15 protein-coding genes, 2 pseudogenes and 1 riboswitch are annotated in these 18,709 nt (G+C 48.8%); of the genes and pseudogenes, 13 read left to right on the plus strand and 4 right to left on the minus strand.

All coding sequences use genetic code 11. From position 1 onward, the window contains the following. The first annotated feature begins 4 nt into the window (after positions 1 to 4). The 10 genes and pseudogenes from HMPREF9720_RS13005 (at position 5) to HMPREF9720_RS13045 (ending at position 10,768) form a co-directional block, all read left to right on the plus strand. Positions 5 to 688, plus strand: coding sequence for a hypothetical protein (locus HMPREF9720_RS13005; protein WP_004320540.1), 684 nt, complete (start codon positions 5 to 7; stop codon positions 686 to 688). A 13-nt stretch (positions 689 to 701) separates the two neighbouring features. Beyond that, positions 702 to 1,367, plus strand: coding sequence for a hypothetical protein (locus HMPREF9720_RS13010; RefSeq protein ID WP_004320541.1), 666 nt, complete (start codon positions 702 to 704; stop codon positions 1,365 to 1,367). Positions 1,368 to 1,392: 25 nt separating this feature from the next. Then, positions 1,393 to 2,222: pseudogene (locus HMPREF9720_RS13015) on the plus strand (M23 family metallopeptidase). A 23-nt stretch (positions 2,223 to 2,245) separates the two neighbouring features. Next, the gene (locus HMPREF9720_RS13020; RefSeq protein ID WP_004301295.1) at positions 2,246 to 2,527 is read left to right on the plus strand and encodes a hypothetical protein; all 282 of its coding nucleotides are present in this window, start codon (positions 2,246 to 2,248) and stop codon (positions 2,525 to 2,527) included. 8 nt (positions 2,528 to 2,535) lie between these two features. After that, positions 2,536 to 4,335 (plus strand): hypothetical protein, encoded by a 1,800-nt coding sequence (locus tag HMPREF9720_RS13025; RefSeq protein WP_004320545.1) that lies wholly within the window; start codon positions 2,536 to 2,538, stop codon positions 4,333 to 4,335. 27 nt (positions 4,336 to 4,362) lie between these two features. Next, entirely contained in the window at positions 4,363 to 6,624 is a 2,262-nt protein-coding gene (locus tag HMPREF9720_RS13030) for a zincin-like metallopeptidase domain-containing protein (protein ID WP_004320548.1), read from the plus strand. Positions 6,625 to 6,636: 12 nt separating this feature from the next. After that, positions 6,637 to 8,193: a glucosaminidase domain-containing protein gene (locus HMPREF9720_RS13035; RefSeq protein ID WP_004320549.1), complete on the plus strand. Its 1,557-nt coding sequence runs from the start codon at positions 6,637 to 6,639 to the stop codon at positions 8,191 to 8,193. Between the two features lie 12 nt (positions 8,194 to 8,205). Further along, positions 8,206 to 8,382, plus strand: a complete 177-nt coding sequence (locus HMPREF9720_RS15700; RefSeq protein ID WP_004320552.1) for a hypothetical protein — start codon at positions 8,206 to 8,208, stop codon at positions 8,380 to 8,382. Between the two features lie 83 nt (positions 8,383 to 8,465). Beyond that, positions 8,466 to 9,074: a hypothetical protein gene (locus HMPREF9720_RS13040; RefSeq protein ID WP_004320554.1), complete on the plus strand. Its 609-nt coding sequence runs from the start codon at positions 8,466 to 8,468 to the stop codon at positions 9,072 to 9,074. Between the two features lie 5 nt (positions 9,075 to 9,079). Then, positions 9,080 to 10,768 (plus strand): zincin-like metallopeptidase domain-containing protein, encoded by a 1,689-nt coding sequence (locus HMPREF9720_RS13045; protein ID WP_005680013.1) that lies wholly within the window; start codon positions 9,080 to 9,082, stop codon positions 10,766 to 10,768. A gap of 52 nt (positions 10,769 to 10,820) precedes the next feature. On the opposite strand, the gene HMPREF9720_RS13050 is transcribed toward HMPREF9720_RS13045, so the two are convergent. From HMPREF9720_RS13050 to HMPREF9720_RS13060, 4 genes and pseudogenes are all read right to left on the minus strand, one after another. After that, positions 10,821 to 11,195 (minus strand): hypothetical protein, encoded by a 375-nt coding sequence (locus HMPREF9720_RS13050; protein ID WP_004320558.1) that lies wholly within the window; start codon positions 11,193 to 11,195, stop codon positions 10,821 to 10,823. 14 nt (positions 11,196 to 11,209) lie between these two features. Beyond that, positions 11,210 to 11,464: a hypothetical protein gene (locus HMPREF9720_RS15260; RefSeq protein ID WP_004320560.1), complete on the minus strand. Its 255-nt coding sequence runs from the start codon at positions 11,462 to 11,464 to the stop codon at positions 11,210 to 11,212. Beyond that, positions 11,461 to 11,928: a hypothetical protein gene (locus HMPREF9720_RS13055; protein WP_004320562.1), complete on the minus strand. Its 468-nt coding sequence runs from the start codon at positions 11,926 to 11,928 to the stop codon at positions 11,461 to 11,463. Before HMPREF9720_RS13055 ends, HMPREF9720_RS15260 begins: the two co-directional genes overlap by 4 nt. Positions 11,929 to 12,354: 426 nt before the next feature. Further along, positions 12,355 to 12,836 (minus strand): annotated as a pseudogene (locus HMPREF9720_RS13060) (hypothetical protein). 515 nt (positions 12,837 to 13,351) lie between these two features. After that, positions 13,352 to 13,543, plus strand: a riboswitch (cobalamin riboswitch). A 157-nt stretch (positions 13,544 to 13,700) separates the two neighbouring features. Between HMPREF9720_RS13060 and HMPREF9720_RS13065 the strand changes: the two are divergent. The 3 genes from HMPREF9720_RS13065 to HMPREF9720_RS13075 are packed head-to-tail and all read left to right on the plus strand — an operon-like array spanning position 13,701 to position 18,635. Continuing rightward, positions 13,701 to 14,669 (plus strand): DUF4465 domain-containing protein, encoded by a 969-nt coding sequence (locus tag HMPREF9720_RS13065; RefSeq protein ID WP_004320565.1) that lies wholly within the window; start codon positions 13,701 to 13,703, stop codon positions 14,667 to 14,669. 1 nt (position 14,670) lies between these two features. After that, entirely contained in the window at positions 14,671 to 16,572 is a 1,902-nt protein-coding gene (locus tag HMPREF9720_RS13070; protein ID WP_083817627.1) for a PKD-like domain-containing protein, read from the plus strand. 8 nt (positions 16,573 to 16,580) lie between these two features. Continuing rightward, on the plus strand, positions 16,581 to 18,635 hold the full coding sequence (locus tag HMPREF9720_RS13075) for a DUF4971 domain-containing protein (RefSeq protein ID WP_009598905.1): 2,055 nt from the start codon (positions 16,581 to 16,583) through the stop codon (positions 18,633 to 18,635). Positions 18,636 to 18,709: the final 74 nt, after the last annotated feature.

Here is an 18,709-nt window from a genome sequence, read left to right on the forward strand (position 1 = left end):
AATGATGAAACGGACGATTTGGATAGGCATCTTATTGCTGTGCATCGGTATCGGCAAGGTTCGGGCACAGAACGACCCCGTGCTTGCCGGGATGATCCTGCTCTATACCGACAAGGCGGAAAAGGAGCTGAAGAACCAGGAGAAGGTCATGCTGATACAGACCACCGGACACCTGTGGACGAAAGAGGAAGTGAAAGCCACGACCGACCTGCAACGGGAGTTCAACAACTATTTGGACTCTTTCCGGTCGATAATCTGCTACGCAGCGCAGATATACGGTTTTTACCACGAAATATCAAGGCTGACGGACAATATGGGAGACTTTACCAGACAGGTAAGCCGCAATAGTCCCAACGCGCTGGCCGTTGCTCTCTCCACGCAACGGAACCGCATTTACCGGGAACTGATTATGAACAGCGTGGAGATTGTGAATGACATCCGCATGGCGTGCCTGTCAGACAACAAAATGACGGAGAAGGAGCGCATGGAAATCGTATTTGGCATCCGTCCGAAGCTCAAGATGATGAACAAGAAACTGCAACGGCTGACCAAGGCGGTGAAATACACGACGATGGGCGACATCTGGCGTGAAATCGACGAGGGGGCACGCCCGGCAGCCGACAAACGGGATATCGTGGAAGCCGCCAAAAGACGCTGGCGGCAGATAGGAAGAAATGTAAGACCTTAAAAACAGACAACGTATGGGCGTTTGGAGTACACTATTGAAATATGGCGGCAAGGCCATGAAAGGTGTCGGTACGGCTACAGCGACTACCGGCAAAAGTATGGGTAAGGCAGTGCTGCACCCTTCGCAGACCTTGCGTGGCGCGGGTCAGGCCGTCAAGACGGCGACCATCGGCGGTGCGGTCGGTTATGTGGGCTGGGAGAAGCTGACCACCGACAAAAGCGTGGTGCGTATCGTGAGCGATGCGGTCATCGGCGAACCGGCAACGAATACCCTCGCGGAGACGGCGGACGGAGTGCGTGAACTGACGGGCAAGGCCGGGGAAGCCGTCAGTTCGGTCAGCGGTGCGGTAACCGGCATCGACAACAAGCTGAACGGTGTGTCGAACTTTTTGCGCCAAGCCTCCGGTGGCGGAGGCCTTGATATGTTCGGCAACTTTTTCCGTAACCTCGGCAGCGGCAACGTGTCGGGGCTGAGTATTGCCGGGCTGGTTGCGGCGGCGTTCCTCATATTCGGACGCTTCGGCTGGCTGGGCAAGATTGCCGGCGCATTCCTCGGCATGATGCTCATCGGCAACAATGCGGGTGTCTTCCGAACGCCGGAGACAGAAAACGTGCAGCGCACCCGGACGCCCGAACTTCCGGCAGAGGAACAGACGCATGGCGGAGGGATGAGAAGATAGGGATATGAATCAATAGGTAAACAGCATGAAATATACAGAAGAAATGATCCTGCAATCCGATAGCGGTTATTGTATGCCTTTCGAGGAACAGCAGGGCAAAGACGTGGAGCTGTCGCTCGGCTACGGCGAACAGACCGACCCGGCGACGGGCGAGAAATTCTTTCATCACGGCATTGACTTCAACGTGCGGTGCTATATGCTTTCTGCCCTCGCCAGCGGCATTGTGTCGGGCGTGGGCAACGATTCCGGACACGGCATCTGCCAGACCATCCGCTACGGGGAGTATGAGGTGACATACGGAAATCTGTCCAATGTCTTCGCTCAATTCGGACAGCGTGTAAAGGCCGGACAGACGGTAGCTTTGAGCGGTGACAAACTGCACATGACCGTCCGCTTCAAGGGCGAGGAACTGAACCCGCTGGAGTTCCTGACGATGCTGTACGGGAACATACAGGCAATGCGTCAGGCCGGCGGACACGAGACAGACTATTTATCCGGCTTGGAGATGGAACTGAAAACCGATTATGAACGGGACAAAAGGGAGATAGAGGAACTGATGCTGCACTTCCTGCCGCACTATATGGAGGATTTGCGGCATGGAGCATACACCTTGCCCCGGAATACGGAGCAGTCGCTACGCCACATCTTCACGGTGGGCGCGATGAAGGAGTATTTCTACGAGAATATGCCGAGCATGGCCAATCCGCTCGGACTGGGACACAAGGCCATGCCGCTGGCCTGCAAGGTGCAGAACCTCCTTATTGCGGATTTCCTGCATTACCTCGCCCTGCGGCATGATGTGTACCTCTCCACTGCGAGCAGCGACATAAAAAAAACTCCATGACGAAGCCCTGACCTATGGCGGCATCATAGACCCGTTGGCGGAACTGGACATCGACATACAGAGCTTCGACATACCGAGGCTTGTCACGGTCTATCCCGACCGGGCGGGTGTGCGCTGGTGGACCAAGGCATGGTTCAACAATCGGGAAGAGGGCGAGACATCCGTCGAAATCGAACGGGAGCAGGCGATACGGTTCATGCAGGACAACATCGAAAAGGACGCATGGCTGGAAGAGTTCTTTCCCCGGCAGATGGAGGTTTACCACAACGCCATCGAGCAGACGAAAGAACAGCTATTGAAACAGATAAATATATAATACACAACATGGATGGAATCAGACATAGCCGGCAATTCGCGGAAATAGAACGTCTTGTGAGCGATTATTTCCATTGCCATCTCGCTCCCGTCATGTCGAAAACGCAGGCTTTCCTCACGAAGAAGCAGGGCGAGGAAATGAGGGAGTATTCCACCTCATTGGGCGGCATACTCAGCGCAATGGCGTCTGCGGCACAGCCGATGGGCGACCCGTACCAGGTACTCAAGGTTACGGGCGAATGGAACTCGAAGACGACGGAGGACTACATCGGAATGTGCAAGGCGGAGATTACCGGCTCCAAGGAGATACAGCAAGACCTCGCATACATGGCCGGGCAATGGCGCGATACCGTCGTGCGGGAAATCGGGCGTGAACGGTACAACGAACTGTCGGAACAATTGGGCGGTGACCTTGCCTACGCCTATATGGACTACCGGGTAGAGGAACTGATGATCGACCGGCTGGTCAAGGAGCGAATGCCGAAATCGTCAGCCGACTACATCATCCGCAAAGCCGCAGAATCAAGCTTGCTCGGACTTTCGCAGACCTTGAACCGCTCGCCGCTTGCTGAGGAAATCGAGGCACGGGGCGAAGCGGCCTACCGTCCGAAAGGATGGGAAAAAGGTGCGGGTCGGGTATTGGGCGCAACGGCGGATGCCGTCATGATGGGTGGCGCAGGTTCGTGGGCGACATTGGCAAAGTTTGTCGGGGCGGACGTGGCTATCTCGGCAGTCGCCTCACGCTTCGAGCCTGAAAAGTCGCCCAAGCTCTCTGTGGAGCAATGTATCAGCAAAGGTGTGTTCGGTAGCGAACGGAACGTGTTTACGGACTTCCGTAAGGAGGCTGCAACAGTACAGACGGGTGATAGTGCGCTTATTGTGGCGGCCAACGAGCAGTTGAAGAAAAAAATACCTGTGATGAACTTTAATTTTTTGGAGTGGATGCAGACACCAAAGTTTACCCCTTTCCAAATGTCCGAAAAGCCCGGACACCCTGAAAAGAAAAATGAACGTGCCGAACGGTACAAGGATGTGCCGCTCATCGTCGCTCCCGGACAGGAAGAAGCCTATTTGAAGCATTTGGAGAAATATAAGAATGCAACGGCTGTAAAATCCACAAAGGAATCAACACAGCCGGAAATGGAACAGAGGGAAAAAGTGGAGAAAGAGGAACGGCAGGTGGTTATTCCACATGAGGAAGAAAAGCAAGAGAGAGAGGCTGTGCAGACCAACACGAACGGATGGAGCGGATTGCTCGGTACATTGGGATTAGAGGGATTGGGCGATATCACGGGCAACCTCGGATATGTCATGGCCATGCTGCCCGACATCCTGCTGGGAGCTTTTACCGGCAAGACGCAATCGTTGCGCTTTGGGGACAACCTGTTGCCGATAGCGAGTATTGTGGCCGGTCTGTTCGTGCGTAACCCGCTGCTGAAGATGCTCCTTGTCGGTCTGGGCGGCGCGAACTTGCTGAACAAGGCTGGACACGAGGCGTTGGGGCGTCCCATGCCGTCCGCCGACGTGCATACGGAAAACCAGTACCGCCGTTATCCCGACGAACCGCTCAATTCCCGTATCGTAAACCCTGTACTGCAAGGCAGCACGCTCATCGCCACGATAGACCGTGTGCCTTGTACCATCCAGCTCACGCCGACCGTCGCGGAGGCTTACCGTGCAGGGGCATTGCCGCTGAACACGCTGGCGAACGCCGTGCTTGCCAAGAGCGACCAGTTGCGCCATATTGCCTCGCAGAATTACGACGACGGACAGCGGGAGACGATTGTGCGCACACGGGGCATCCAATAAATCCATGAACAATAAAAGCATGATGATATGAAAGAAAAGTCGCAAATCGAAAAAAAAGCCGAAGAAAAGCAGACGGAACTGCTGTCTGCCGCACTGGGCGGGGCATCGAACGCCGGCGGCCATTGGCTCAACGTATCGGGCAAGGGATTTCCCCGGCTCTATCCGCAAGGGGTCTCGGCCAGCCCGTTCAATGCCCTCTTTATGGCCTTGCATTCGGACAATAACGGATGCAAGACCAACCTGTTCACGCTTTACAGTGAAACCAAGGCACGGGGGGCTGCGGTACGGGAGCATGAGCAGGGCGTACCGTTCCTGTTCTATAACTGGAACAAGTATGTCAACCGGAACAATCCGAATGAAACCATCGACCGTACCGCCTATCTCCAATTGGACGAAGAGCAGAAGGCACAGTTCAAGGGTGTCCACAACCGAGAAATCCGCACGCTTTTCAATATCGACCAGACGACGTTGCCCTACGTGGACAAGCCGGCTTACGAGGATGCGGTAAAGCAGGACGGCAGTGTTCAGGAAAGAGGATATGCCGAGGCGGACAACCGCAGGTTGCGCACTCGGTTCAACGACTTTCTATTGAAGATGCGGGACAACCTCGTTCCCGTGCGCTCGGACGGTAGCGGAGTTCCTCATTACGAGACGGACAAAGATGCGGTCTATATGCCGCGCCAAAAGGATTTTGAGCATTACCACGATTATGTGCAGGAAGCCTTGCGGCAGATCGTGAGTGCCACAGGACATCAACAACGACTTGCCCGTGAAGGCATGGTCATGAAGAATGGTGTGGCTCCGTCAGAGGATGCGGTAAAATATGAAAGGTTGGTTGTGGAACTGGCTTCGGGTATCAAGATGTTGGAACTGGGACTGCCCGCGCGTTTGTCCGATGCAAGCCTGAAGACGGTGGATTACTGGTGTCGGGAGTTCAAGGAAAACCCGTGTATAATGGACGCTCTCGAAAGCGACGTGAACAATGCGCTTGATGTTATCCGAAAAGCGGAACGGGGCGAGAAAATTGAGTACGCCACCCTGCGAAACAGACGGCAGACCACGACCATGCAGGAACAGATGCCCAAGCATTACTTTGTGGCGAATGAAATCCGCCAGCACCCGGACAAGGCGGCGAAAAGCATCGTCCTCGTCATCGACCGGGAGGCGAAATCGGCGGATGTCATTTTGCCGGCAGGAGCTTCGACCGAGGCGAACAACGAGATTCCCGGCATGAACAAGGGGCGTATCGAACGGGCATTGCAGAAAGAGGGTATCGAGCAGGTGCGTTTCTATAATACTGACGGTGCATTGGGTTACAGACCCGATGACAGCTATTTCAATGAAAAAATGGTGACACTGGCCCGGTTAAGGAACTACACGTTGGAAAAGCTCTCCACGCTGGACGTGTCGGAAGCTGTCAGACGGGCGAATGAGGTCGGGTTCGATGCCGTGCAGATGATTCAGGATGACAAGAACCGTTGGGCACTCTATATCAAGCCGGAAAACAAGGAGGGGTACAGCGTCTATCCCGACAAGGAGGATGTGAACCGTTTTTTCTCCACGCTCAAGCAGGCGATGGACAACATCGACAAGGTACGGATGGAGCTGGCGCACAAGTATTATGCACTGGCGGAGGTCAAACCCGACCTGAAAGTGGATTTGTTCGGCAGCGATACGCCGGAGATTGACCTGAACCGTATTCAGCGTGTTGCCATCTTCAAGACCAGGCAGGATGGAATCCAGTGTGTGGCAACCATCGACGGACAAAAGCTGCAGCCCCGCAGCGTCACTCCACAGCAGTGGCAACGGATGTGGGTGGCGGAAGACCGTGACGGCTACAAGCGGCATTTGGCGGCTACGCTGTTTGCCGATGTGCTGCAAAAGGGACAATCCGTCGGGGAACAGAAAGCGGAAGAGCAGGTACGGCAACAGAATGAGGTGGTGGCGGAAAATCGGTCGGAAGAGACGAATGATGAAAATATGTCTCCGAAACGGCAGTTTTGGGACAACCTCAAGGAAAAGCATCCCGACGCCCTGTATCTGATTCGTGCAGGAGAAGTCTATCGGCTTTATAATGAGGATGCGGCAAAGGGAGCTGATATATTGGGGATTACGATGAAGAAATATCCGGAACGTGGATTTTCGGCTTTCGCAGAGTTCCCAAGGACGCAACTGGACAGCTATCTGCCCAAACTTGTCCGTGCTGGTGAGCGTGTCGCCATCAGTGAGATAGAGCTACAGGATAAACGGCAGGACGAGCAGGAAACACATAGGGGTATTCATAGATAAGGAGTGACGATTATGACCAAGAATCAGGAATATGCACTGCAATACGCAGATTATGCGATGGCACAGATGCGAAGGTATGGCATCCCGGCTTCCGTCACATTGGCGCAAGGCATACTGGAAAGCAGCAACGGACAGAGCCGTCTGGCAAGGAACGAGAACAACCATTTCGGCATCAAGGCAACTTCCTCGTGGATTGCCGAAGGCGGCAAATACGGAATCTACACCGATGATAAGCCGAATGAAAAGTTCTGCAGCTATGACAGCGTGGGTGATTCATACGAGCATCATTCCCGCTTTTTGAAGGAGAACAGCCGCTATGCCGGTTGCTTCAAACTCTCCCCGGACGATTACAAGGGCTGGGCACAAAGCATTGAGAAAGCCGGTTACGCCACAGGCGGCAAGTATGCCGAGAACCTGCAGAAAATCATTGAGCAGAACGGCTTGCAGAAGTATGACAGACAGGTGATGCAGGAGATGACGGCACAAGGCCGGCAGTTCGGGGTGGAACACAATCCGCTCCAGACTTCCGAGAGTGCGGAACATGGAACGGGGTATTCGTTCCCGGTGGAACGGGAGGAATTTCTGTTCATTACCTCTCCGTTCGGAACACGGCAAGACCCGTTGGACAGCACAAAGCAACAGATGCACAAGGGCGTGGATATCCGTTGCAAAGCCGACGCGGTACTGGCTACGGAGAGCGGCGGCAAGGTCGTGGCGGTAAACCAGAACAAGAATACACCCGGCGGCAAGTCGCTGACGGTGGAATATGCTCGGACGGACGGCAGCAAGGTACAATGTACCTATATGCACCTCAAGGAGATTTCCGTCAAGGTCGGCGATACGGTACAGGCAGGCGGACGGCTTGGCACATCGGGCAATACGGGGACACGGACGACCGGGGAACATCTGCATTTCGGTGTGAAGAATATCTATGCCGACGGGACGAAACGGGATATAGACCCTGCGGCGTATCTGGCTGAAATCGCACAGAAAGGACATATCAAATTGCAAATGCTGCACAACGGAAATGACCTGCTCGTCAAATACAAGGCGGCGGAAGATACCGTGCCTGAAAAGAACCTTTCGCCAGACGGATGGATGAAAAAACTCCTTTCGTCGGAGGATAGCGGTGTGGGAATATCGGGATGCAACGACCCGATTGTGGAGATGGCGATGACCGCTTTCGCCTCCCTGATGCTTTTAGCCACACAGATTGATAACCGGGAGGAAGAGGAACAGAAGACGGCGATATCCGCCGCGATGGATCTTCGTACCATCGACCTGAAGCCGTTGTTGCCGAATATGAAGAACTGCGACCTGACTATCGGCGAGAACGGCAAGGCCATTCTGAAAGCGGACAACGGGGAACTGCATGTCTCGCGGGAGCTGACCGCTTCCGAGCTGAACCGGTTGTCTGCCACGTTGAACAACGGTACACTCACGGAAGAGGCCAAACAGATGCGTGTAACCGGTATGCTGAATACGGTTATCCTGTCGGAAGCGGCCTCACAGAATTTTGAGCAGGGGATGACCCGGCAACAGGGACAAACGGAAAACCTGCGAAGATAAAGGCATGGCGATATGATAAAATGCGTGATGATACAGCTATGCAAGTGTCTGGCGGGAGTTTCCCTCCTTGCGTTGCACCTCCGGTTCTGCTACCTGCTGTTGGGATGGATCGGGACGCTCGTTGTCGTGGGCGTGCAATTAGCCATCGCCGGATGGATGGTCTGGGCGATGATACGCGCACCCGACTGACCGCACTCTACAACAGTTCAACATCAATCAACCCATGTATCACTTGTCCGGATGATCCATGTATCATTAAAGACAAAAAACAGATGATTAAATGTAATGTTACGGTATGCGGCGTTATCGGCCGCGATGCGTCGGTTCGCAAGAATAAAGAAGAGAAAGAATTTCTGGTGTTTCCGCTCCGGGTACAGATTCCGGCGACGGGTGGCGGGCACACTATCGAGGTGGATGTCCGCAAGGAGGGCTGTCAGGAGGAAGCCGCCGGTTATCGGAACGGCTCCCGTGTAGAAGTGAGGGGTACGATGTATCTCAAACGCCGGGGCGACAAGCTATATTTCAACCTGTTCGCCGATGAAATCTGCAATGCCGCTACGGATGATGCGGATTGCGTCAAGGGCGAGCTGGTGTTTCGTGGTAAGGTCGGCCAGAACATCGAGGAAAAAAGGGATAAGAAAGACCAGCCTTATACGGTGTTCTCGGCGTTTAGCGCAGAGAAGGTCGATGACGGCTTCGAGTACCAGTGGGTGCGCTTCTTCTGTTTCGGTAAGGAGCGCGAAGCGTGGTTGCAGCCGGGTGTAAAGGTGGATGCCAAAGGTGAAATGAACCTGTCGGCACACAACGGGAAAATCAACCTTTCCTGCAAGATGGAGGAACTGACGCAATATGTGGCGGATTCGTCTAACTATAATCAATAAGGGTTATGGCCGGTTACAGAAAGAAGAATGCCGACGGACCGAACAGCGAGGACAAGGCTCTTGACCTGTTCGCCGAAATGATGATCGAGAAAATCGAGGGCATTCAAAAGGACTGGAAAAAGCCTTGGTTTACGGAGGGTACGCTACAGTGGCCCCGCAACCTTCACGGGCGCGAGTACAACGGGATGAATGCTTTTATGCTGCTTTTGCACTGCGAGAAAGAAGGGTACAAGATTCCCCGTTTCTGCACGTTCGATTGTGTTCAGAAGCTCAATAAGCCCGGAAAGGATGGAGAGGAACTGCCGCGTGTCTCCGTGCTTCGTGGTGAAAAATCCTTTCCGGTCATGCTCACCACGTTCACTTGTATCCATAAGGAGACTAAGGAGAAAATCAAGTATGACGATTACAAGAAACTCTCCGATGACGAAAAGGAACAATACAATGTCTATCCGAAGATGCAGGTGTTCCGGGTCTTCAATGTCGCGCAAACTAACTTGCAGGAAGCGAGACCGGAGCTGTGGCAAAAACTGGAGCGAGAAAATTCGCGTCCGGCAATCGAGGAGGGCGAGCATTTCAGTTTTGCCCCAGTCGATACGATGATAAGGGATAACCTGTGGATTTGTCCGATTACGCCGAAATATCAGAATGACGCCTACTATTCCATCACGAAGAACGAAATCATCGTACCCGAAAAGGAGCAGTTCAAATCGGGAGAATCGTTCTACGGGACACTGTTCCACGAGATGACGCACTCCACCGGAGCGGAAAACGTACTTGACAGGTTCAAGCCGACTACTTTCGGTTCTCCTGAATATGCCCGTGAGGAACTGGTGGCAGAGTTAGGCAGCGCACTGGTCGCACAGCGTTACGGCATGACCAAGCATATCAAGGAGGACAGTTGCGCGTATCTTAAAGGTTGGCTTGATGAGCTGAAGGAATCGCCACAGTTCATCAAGACAACGCTTCTGGACGTGAAAAGGGCAACCTCGATGATTACCCAGAAGGTGGATAAGATAGCGCAAGAACTGGAACAAAATGTCGGCGAGAAGCAGGAAAACGGAGCGGCAGCAAAGGAGAATACATTTTATTCTTCTGTTGCGTATCTCCAATTTTCGGATGACACGAGGCAGCTTGACGAACTTCGGGAGAAAGGCGATTACGAGGGATTGCTGACGCTTGCCAAGGAGTATTACGACGGCAATGGCATCAACGAACAGCATACTTATTTATCGGCCACGAACAACAAGGGTGACAGCCTTATTGCCGAGGATGAGAATTTCGCTGTCGTGTACAACGGGAGTGTCGGGGGAACCTACGAGGTGATGTTGAAATTCACGGAGCAGGAAATCCGAGACCATATCCGGCGTTACGGTGTCGATATCGCCGGAGATACAATAAAAGGGGTTGCCAGGGAGATGGCGGCGGAACAGTTCTCCGCTTTGGCGTATCAAAAGATTCCGGCCTTCGAGATGCCGAACGGTGAAGTGCTATATGTCGAATATAACAAGGAATCCGATACGCTTGATGTCGGGCAACCCACCAATGCCGGGCTGGTCGCGCAGCATCGTTTCCCTTACGACCACAATGTCGGGCTGGATGCCAATCTGCAAGCCGTGAACGAGAAGCTGAACGAGCTGGAAGAGTATCGGGCAGAACTACAAGAGGCAGAATACGGCAGCGGTATGCGCCGGTAAGGATGGAAAGAAAAAGATGCGGAACTGGTTGGCTCCGCATCTTTTTTGCAGTTTATTTCCCCAACAAACCGTCTATCATAGACTGTAAATTTGCTATGTCGCAATACTGGTTACATCCCCCTCGGTAGTCCTTTCCATTTTGAGCTGTCCGTATCAGAAACGAATCGAGTTCAATTCTTACGCCGCTGCCCATTCGTGACAGACCGGAAGAGTGGCTGATGTAAACGAACTTGCCGTTGCGCTCAATGAAGCAGGAGGTGTCATAATGCCCTTTTGAATTGGAAGCCACCTTTGCACCAACGGCTGCGGCATATTTGGAAATCTCACGCACCAATGCTGTCTGGAAACTGCGGTACTCTTTTGAAACATAGTCTCCTGCATCTGCAAGTATAGCGTCCTGCCATTTGGTATAAAAATTCTGTGCCATATTGATATTTATTATTATTCGTTCCGCAAATAACTTTTCCATTTCTCGCCGTCAATGGTCAGTTTGCCCATTTCCCAATCGTATTCCACTTCCGGTATATTGGTATAAGGGAAATGAACGGTGTAGCCTATCTGTCCGTAAGAGCAATGCAGAGGGGTAACGCAAATCTCCCAACCGAAGTAAGATTGCGGCGTGCAGTATTTTCGCCAGTTGAAACGACCTGCGGCAATATTGCCGCAAAGTCGTTTGAGTATGTCGTTTGTTGTCATTCTGTACCTCCTTTGCTGAGTATGGTGAGTTGTTCGGGACGGTCTGGAAACCAATAAGCATCACTGTCGATATATACGCATCTATAGCCATTCCAAGGTTTTCTGAAAGCTAATACTTCTTTGGGGCCAAATACCACCCCGTAGTCGTTTGTAAACGCCACCATATCGCCTACAGCCAAATCACTGTCTGTTTCCATGACTTCGGACAACCGGCTGAAAAACTCCATGCCCTCGGCTTCACGCTCTTTCTTCCAGCGCATAAACTCCTCTTTGTGGCTTCTTGATGAGCCAATAGGTAATAACTCCGATGCCAAAACCTCTGTCTCGGAAGAGCTTGTTGAGATTAAGATGATGCTGTCACTATCCACTTTTTCGGGAGTTGAGATAATTCGACATTCTATATCATTATCGGCAGTGTGCCAAAAAAGGAGGTTGCCTTGCTTGATGAAATCGTACTTGCTCATTGTCTTTTGATTTATTGTTTTTTTTATTTCCCTTTTCTTGAAGCCTTTTGACTTCGCCCAAAGGGGTTGTTTTCATGTGCGTCACAAACGGGGGGATGCAAGAACGATGAGCAAGGAACCTGCAATGAAATTTTATGAAATACCGTCATCTCCGATTACGGAAAGTTGTCGTCAAATTTTATTTCAGGTAGCGATAGCGGTACTTGGGCAATGTTCGTCCACCGTACCTTTGCACACGAAAACAGACCTGCGGCGTATGTCGGGGCTGTGAAGGGATTATACCCTTAAAACAGGAATATACCGGCTGTGAAACCGGTGGCGGAAGCTCTGCAGAGCATATTTATAAAAGTAACCGGGGAGCCTGTGCAAAAAAGAGAGCAACCACCCACTTTTGAGGCGGGTGGTTGCCAATGTTTCGGACAAACATCAGAAGTGGTAATCAACAACTCCTCCGATGTAGAGTATCGTTCCCGGTTCAAGCCTACAAACAAACTCCATAAACGTAAAGGACTGTTCGGCAAAAGACTGCAGCCATCGCCATCCAAATAGAAATGATAGGCGACATCCAACGGATTTTCCACTGCCTGTTTGAGATAATAGGTCGAACCCCATTCCAACATATTATCTGCCGTAAGAGCATTCGCTCTTTTTTTGATATTGGCGACATACTCCTCTTTCCATTGCTCTATTCCACCATTATAGCGCATGGTGTCATCGGATATAAGCTCGAACATTCCTTTGGGCAAGGCATGATTGACCAAATTGGCAATATCCTCTTTACGGTCTTCCTCGTCTATTTCTGAACAATAGTCATAGAAGCTCCCGTCTCCTTGCTGGAGTGTGTCCTCATTCAGATAGTTTTCTTTGTCTATCGGCTCCGTTGAAATTTGAAAAATCCTGCTGTGCATAATTGTAAATTTTAGATTGTCAAATATTTTCTTTTTTTCCTTTTCTTGAAACTCTTTTGGCTTCTCGTCGGGGAATGATTTTTATGCAGGACTGACAGCGGGAAAAGGACGGATAAGGCAAGTAAACAGTGTACGGGATGAAACGGAATACCCAACCGCCCAATGTAAGAGCACAGTCAGGCTCGTCCGACTATGCCCTGCAACGAGGTGGGGAGTGAAAGTCAATCTTCGATTTGTGGAAGGCTGCCGTGAAGAATATCCGGGAACCGTTAGTGAAAGCGATACTTGACGACCAGACGCACGCTGTACCTTTGCATATAAAATCTCTCCGAAGAGAATTGCCGACGTGAGATGAAAAGAGACCATAATTGAGAAACGCTATTATTCATAAGGGGAAAAGACTATTCGTGGTTGTTATAAATGCTTGATTAACATGAAAATACAATTCGCGCCATAAAATAATCCTTTCTTGAAATAAAAATCACAGAAAAAGAAACAAGATTAAAAAATAACCATTAACTTTGCACCAGTCAAGTTTCCAATCGAAGCGTCGAACGGAATTAAAAGGGAATCCCGGTGAAAATCCGGAGCTGTACTCGCAGCTGTAAGTCCTATTAAAGTTTATCGCACTCTTTGCCACTGGTGAAAGCTGGGAAGGCGCGATAAGCGGGATGAGCCAGAAGACCTGCTTGATGAGATAGATTTAGTGACCACGGGATAATTGGCATTAGATTAAAATGAACAGAGGCTCGTCCACAGGCACCTATATTCTTTTTGATAACCGATTTCTCATTCGTTGCAAATCTGTCGCAATAAAAACGAATGTGTGTTTAAACTTTTTGTTTAACTTTTAATAATTAAGTTATGAAAAAGAATTTTAGATTCTTGGCAATGGCTGTTGTAGCAATGGCCGCCGCAGTGTTCACGGGATGTTCATCCGACGATGACTTCCTTGCTCCGTATGAGGAGAGTGCGATTCAAACCCGCGCGATAAGTTCTACCAATGCGCTTATCGATTTTGATAACGTACCTTCCAGCGTAATGGCTTCTGACCAGTATGGAAACAATCTCTATTCTGCCACGGCCAACGGCAAGCAGGTAACGACCGGCTACATCACTCAAATCGGGCAAACCGGTACGTACATTCAGTTCCCGATTAACTATTTGGAACAAGAATGGGTAAGCGGACAGCCTTGGGAATATGAATTTTGGAATGGTGGTTTTGCCATCTCTAATTTCCATAATCTGACACAGGGGGATTATCAAAACCAATGTAGCGTGTACTGGCCCAACGGCGGTCATAGCGGTAAAAATTTTGCTGTAGCTTTCGGTTATAGCGATTCATACAATGATTCACAAGCAACCTATGACAAATGTGCGAAGATTTACCTGACCGATGCAACCGGCTACAGAGTCGTTACCACAAACACTCCTGTCAAGGGTACACCGAAATATGGTAAATTCAACAGCGTATGGGTTTGTAATACGACTTATACCTACTTAGTCATGAAGGATGGCAACTCGTTTACACAAGGCTCTTTGTCGGCACAAAAAGGATGGTTTAAGGTGGTATTTGTTGCGTTGGATGCGACGGGTAAACCTACAGGTAAGGAAGTAGAATACTATTTGGCAAACTTCGATTCCAGTAAAGATGCAGAATCAGGTTTGACCAATAAAATCCGTACCGGATGGAATCAAGTGGATTTAAGCGGTTTAGGTGACAGCGTATGTACTGTAGCTATCAATTTCGAAGGAAGCGATTCAAGCGCATACGGATTGAACACTCCTGCTTACGTTGCTATAGACGATATTGATGTAACCGTAAACGAATAACATGAATTTGGGGCAAATGCTTTTTAACGGCAAGTGCAAAGTATTTGCCCCTTTTTATTATATCCCAATGGAGATTGGAATCAAATACTTTCTTCAAGGGAATTTCAGCATTAAAATTATAAATATAATGAAGAAGAATTTGCTTTTATTCTCCTTGACGATATTTCTATTTGCATGCAACAAAGACGAAGAAATATCGCAGGACGTGACCGTGCCTCCTGTCATTGAATTGGACAGCGAAGACGGAATCTATGTTGTAAAGATAGGAAAAGAGGTCGTTATTGAGCCGACCTATCAGAATGTCGATTACGCCGTTTATTCATGGAAATGCAACGGTCGTATCATTTCCGACGAGCCTCAATTGAAATACATTTTCAACGAATGCGGTTCGTATTACGTTACCCTGCGTGTGGATACGAGGGATGCCAGCACAGAGGAAGAAATTCGTGTGGATGTCAATGAATTGGCTCCGCCCGTTATTTCATTGGTAACCCCCTCTATAGGGCTTAAAGTTGTCGCAGGACGTGAGTATATCCTTACACCCGACATTCAAAATGCAGAAGGAGCTACTTATTTGTGGACTCTTAACGGAAACGAAGTCGGAACGGAAAATACTTATACATTCAAGCAAGATGAGTTGGGAACTTATGAACTGACCTTAACCGTAACAAATGAAGACGGACAATCAAAGAAGACAGTTTCTATTGAGGTTGTCGATAAACTTCCGATTGAAATCGTAGTTCCGTCATCTTTATATTTTACCGAGAATAATACCAAATACGTAGAATTAGGACGTACTTTGTTTGTCCGCCCCTTTGTATCAATAAGTGCCGAGCCTTCTTATCAATGGAGTTTGGACGGGCAACCGATTGAGGGAGCCAATTCTTTGGTTTACGGTTTCAAACCCGCTAAAACCGGAGAACACACGCTTACCTTTACTGTGAAATACGACAATCAAGATACAAAAGCAGTGCTCACCCGTAATATTTCGGTCTCCGGTGTCGATGAAGTCAGTGTCAATATTCCGGTGAAATGTTGTGAAGCGGCCGGAAAAAGACCTTTTGCTGCCGGAAATTCCATTTACAGCAATAAAGTATATGAATTTGTTCCGGCTCCGGGACAATTTGTAAACGAAACGAATACAGCAGGTTTCAATGGGGAAAACACGCACGAAGCAGCCTGTGCTTACGCACAAAAACGTCTTGATAATGAACAATATGTTTCTCTCGGAGGTTGGGGAGGATATATCGTAGTAGGATTCGACCACAGTATCGAAAACAAAGGCGGTTATGATTTTTCCATCAAAGGAAATGCCTTTGATTCGTCAAATGAACCGGGCATTGTATGGGTAATGCAAGATGTCAATGGAGACGGCTTGCCCAACGATGAATGGTATGAACTGAAGGGTTCTGAATATGGAAAACCCGAAACCATTCAGGACTATGCCGTAACTTATTTCCGTCCCGGTCCCAACATGGACACCCAATGGCAAGACAACAAGGGAAATAAAGGGGCGATTGACCGTCTCGGCAACTATCACCCGCAAGAGTTTTATTATCCTTTGTGGATTGAAGAGGATTCCTATACGTTATACGGCACATGCCTGAAAGCACGTACCGAACAAAGCCCGTCGACAGGCATGTGGTCCAATAATCCGTTCGGGTGGGGATATGCCGATAATATTGGTGATGATATGCCCAATAAAGACAATCCTAACGCGGGAGCACTTGGAAACTATTTTAAGATTTCCGATGCGCTCAATATCGACGGCACGTCTGCAAACCTTTCCCATATCGACTTTATCAAGGTGCAGACCGGAGTCAATGTAAAAGCCGGATGGTTAGGGGAAAATTCCACGGAAGTTTTCAAGTTCTGTGATGAAAACAACAATAACGACAAATAAAATTCATTATGAACAAAATATATCATTTCATCCTATTCTGTTTCGCTACGCTCTGCCTTGCTGCATGTAGTGATGACGACCCTGAAGTAAGCGGAATAGACGGCAAGGATCACTTCATCTCCGAGTTTGCTCTAACTGTAGATGGCATTACCTATCAAGCCATGATAGTCGGGGACAAGATTACAGTTGAGATACCTTATAATACCAGTCTGAAAGGGGCTACCGTAGAGTATGCCCTTTGCGAGGGAGCCTCTATTAACCCGAATCCATCGACCATAGAGGATTGGGAGAATGAATGGAAATTCGTAGTTACCTCCAAAATGCAGGATAGCAAAGTATATTCCTATACTTATCAATATACAGACATCGAACAGAGCGGCAGCGTAGTACTTGCCACGCAAGCCGAGGTTGATAATTTTGCAAAGACAGGAATAAACAAAATCGAAGGCAGCCTGACCATCGGAACGGCAGACGGAGAAGAAATCACCAATCTGGACGGACTTGCCAACCTGAAACAAATCAGTAACTCCCTTGTCATCAATCCGTCTTACAAAGGAACGGATTTGACCGGGTTGGATAATCTGGAACAACTCGGAAGTTTCAAATTAGGTTCGACAACTTCTGCCAGTAAAAACATAATGCTCAAAACGGTTAATCTGCCCTCTTTGCTTGGAGTGACCGGTGATTTTGTCGTTAACAGTTCTGTCATTGAAAAAATATCTATACCCAAAGTCGAGTTCATTGGTGAGGATATGTATATAACTTCCGATGCTTTACTTGATTTGGATGCAAATGCCGTTGAATCTGTCGGAGCTTCCTTAATTGTCAAAGGTTCGGTAGCGCAAAAAGAATCAGCGACAACCGAAGCCATTGTTTTCTCAGCACTAAAACAGATCGGGAATGAACTTACAATCCAATATTTTCCCAAACTGCAAGGAATTTATCTACCGGCATTGGAAAGCGTGGTCGGTACTGCTTCATTCTCCGATATGTCCTCCATCGGAAGTCTTGCAATGACCGAATTACATTCGGTTGGAGGACTGACTATAAAAAATTGCAAAGAGATTTCCATTGTTGAACTTCCCGGTCTTATTTCCTGCGGAGAGACCAGTGTGGATGCGAATAAAGTCAATAAACTCAATATAGCTTCTTTGAAAGATGTACTCGGTGATATGACATTAAGTAATCTGCTCATAGAAGAGCTGGATTTGTCCCAGATAAATTTTAACGGAAATACACTTACCCTACAATGTGCCCGACTAAATAAAATAGTAGGACCGGAAACATTTAACGGTAGCCTTCTTCTACTTCCTAAATCCTGTCGATTGACAGAATTTACGTTGGAAGGAATCTCAAATATACAGGGTGACTTCCAATGCAAAGATTATTCTTATGTAAAAGAATTTGTCATGCCATTTATTCGTGTGGCAGGAGATATGACTATTGCATTGAATTCGGGAAGTGTTAATACGGCGGCGGAAATCGAATTTCCTAAATTGCAGGAAATTGGAGGGACCTTAACCTTAGGAAGTAATTCAAATGCCAATAATATTGCATTCCCGTCATTGAAAAAGATTCTCGGTTCATGTTCAGTTACGACTACTTATCTTAAGAATGATATTGAGTTTACCAATCTGGAAAGCATTGGAACGGATGGAGCTGATGAACAAATTAAGTTTGAGATTGAGGCTACTAATATTCTATGTCCCAAATTAAAAACGATAAATGGGAAGTTTGATATTGCAACATCTTCTTTTATGTTTGGTATGGAAGTAGATAAAGTATCTTATCCTAACGTAGAATCAATATCCGAAAATCTTTCAATAACATGCCCGTATTCTGATTTTGGTTCTAATGGTATTTTGTCCATTGATTTTTCAGGTCTCAAATCAGTAAAAGGGATTAGTATAAGCGGGCAAGGAGATGTTAGCGATTTCAGTTCTTTCAAATACCTGTTTGAAAACAATGTTCTAACAGGAGAATCTCAATGGTCTGTCAAAGAATGTGGTTACAACCCCACTTTCCAAGAGATGAAAGACGGGAAGTACAAGCTTGCCGAATAGATAACGAAACAATAAATTTTCTGCCAATCCTCGGTATGCTTACCGTAAGGTAAGCTGCCGGGGATTAACTATAA

Origin of the sequence: Alistipes sp. HGB5 (assembly GCF_000183485.2) — a bacterium.
In the GTDB taxonomy this organism is placed as follows: Bacteria; Bacteroidota; Bacteroidia; order Bacteroidales; family Rikenellaceae; genus Alistipes; species Alistipes finegoldii.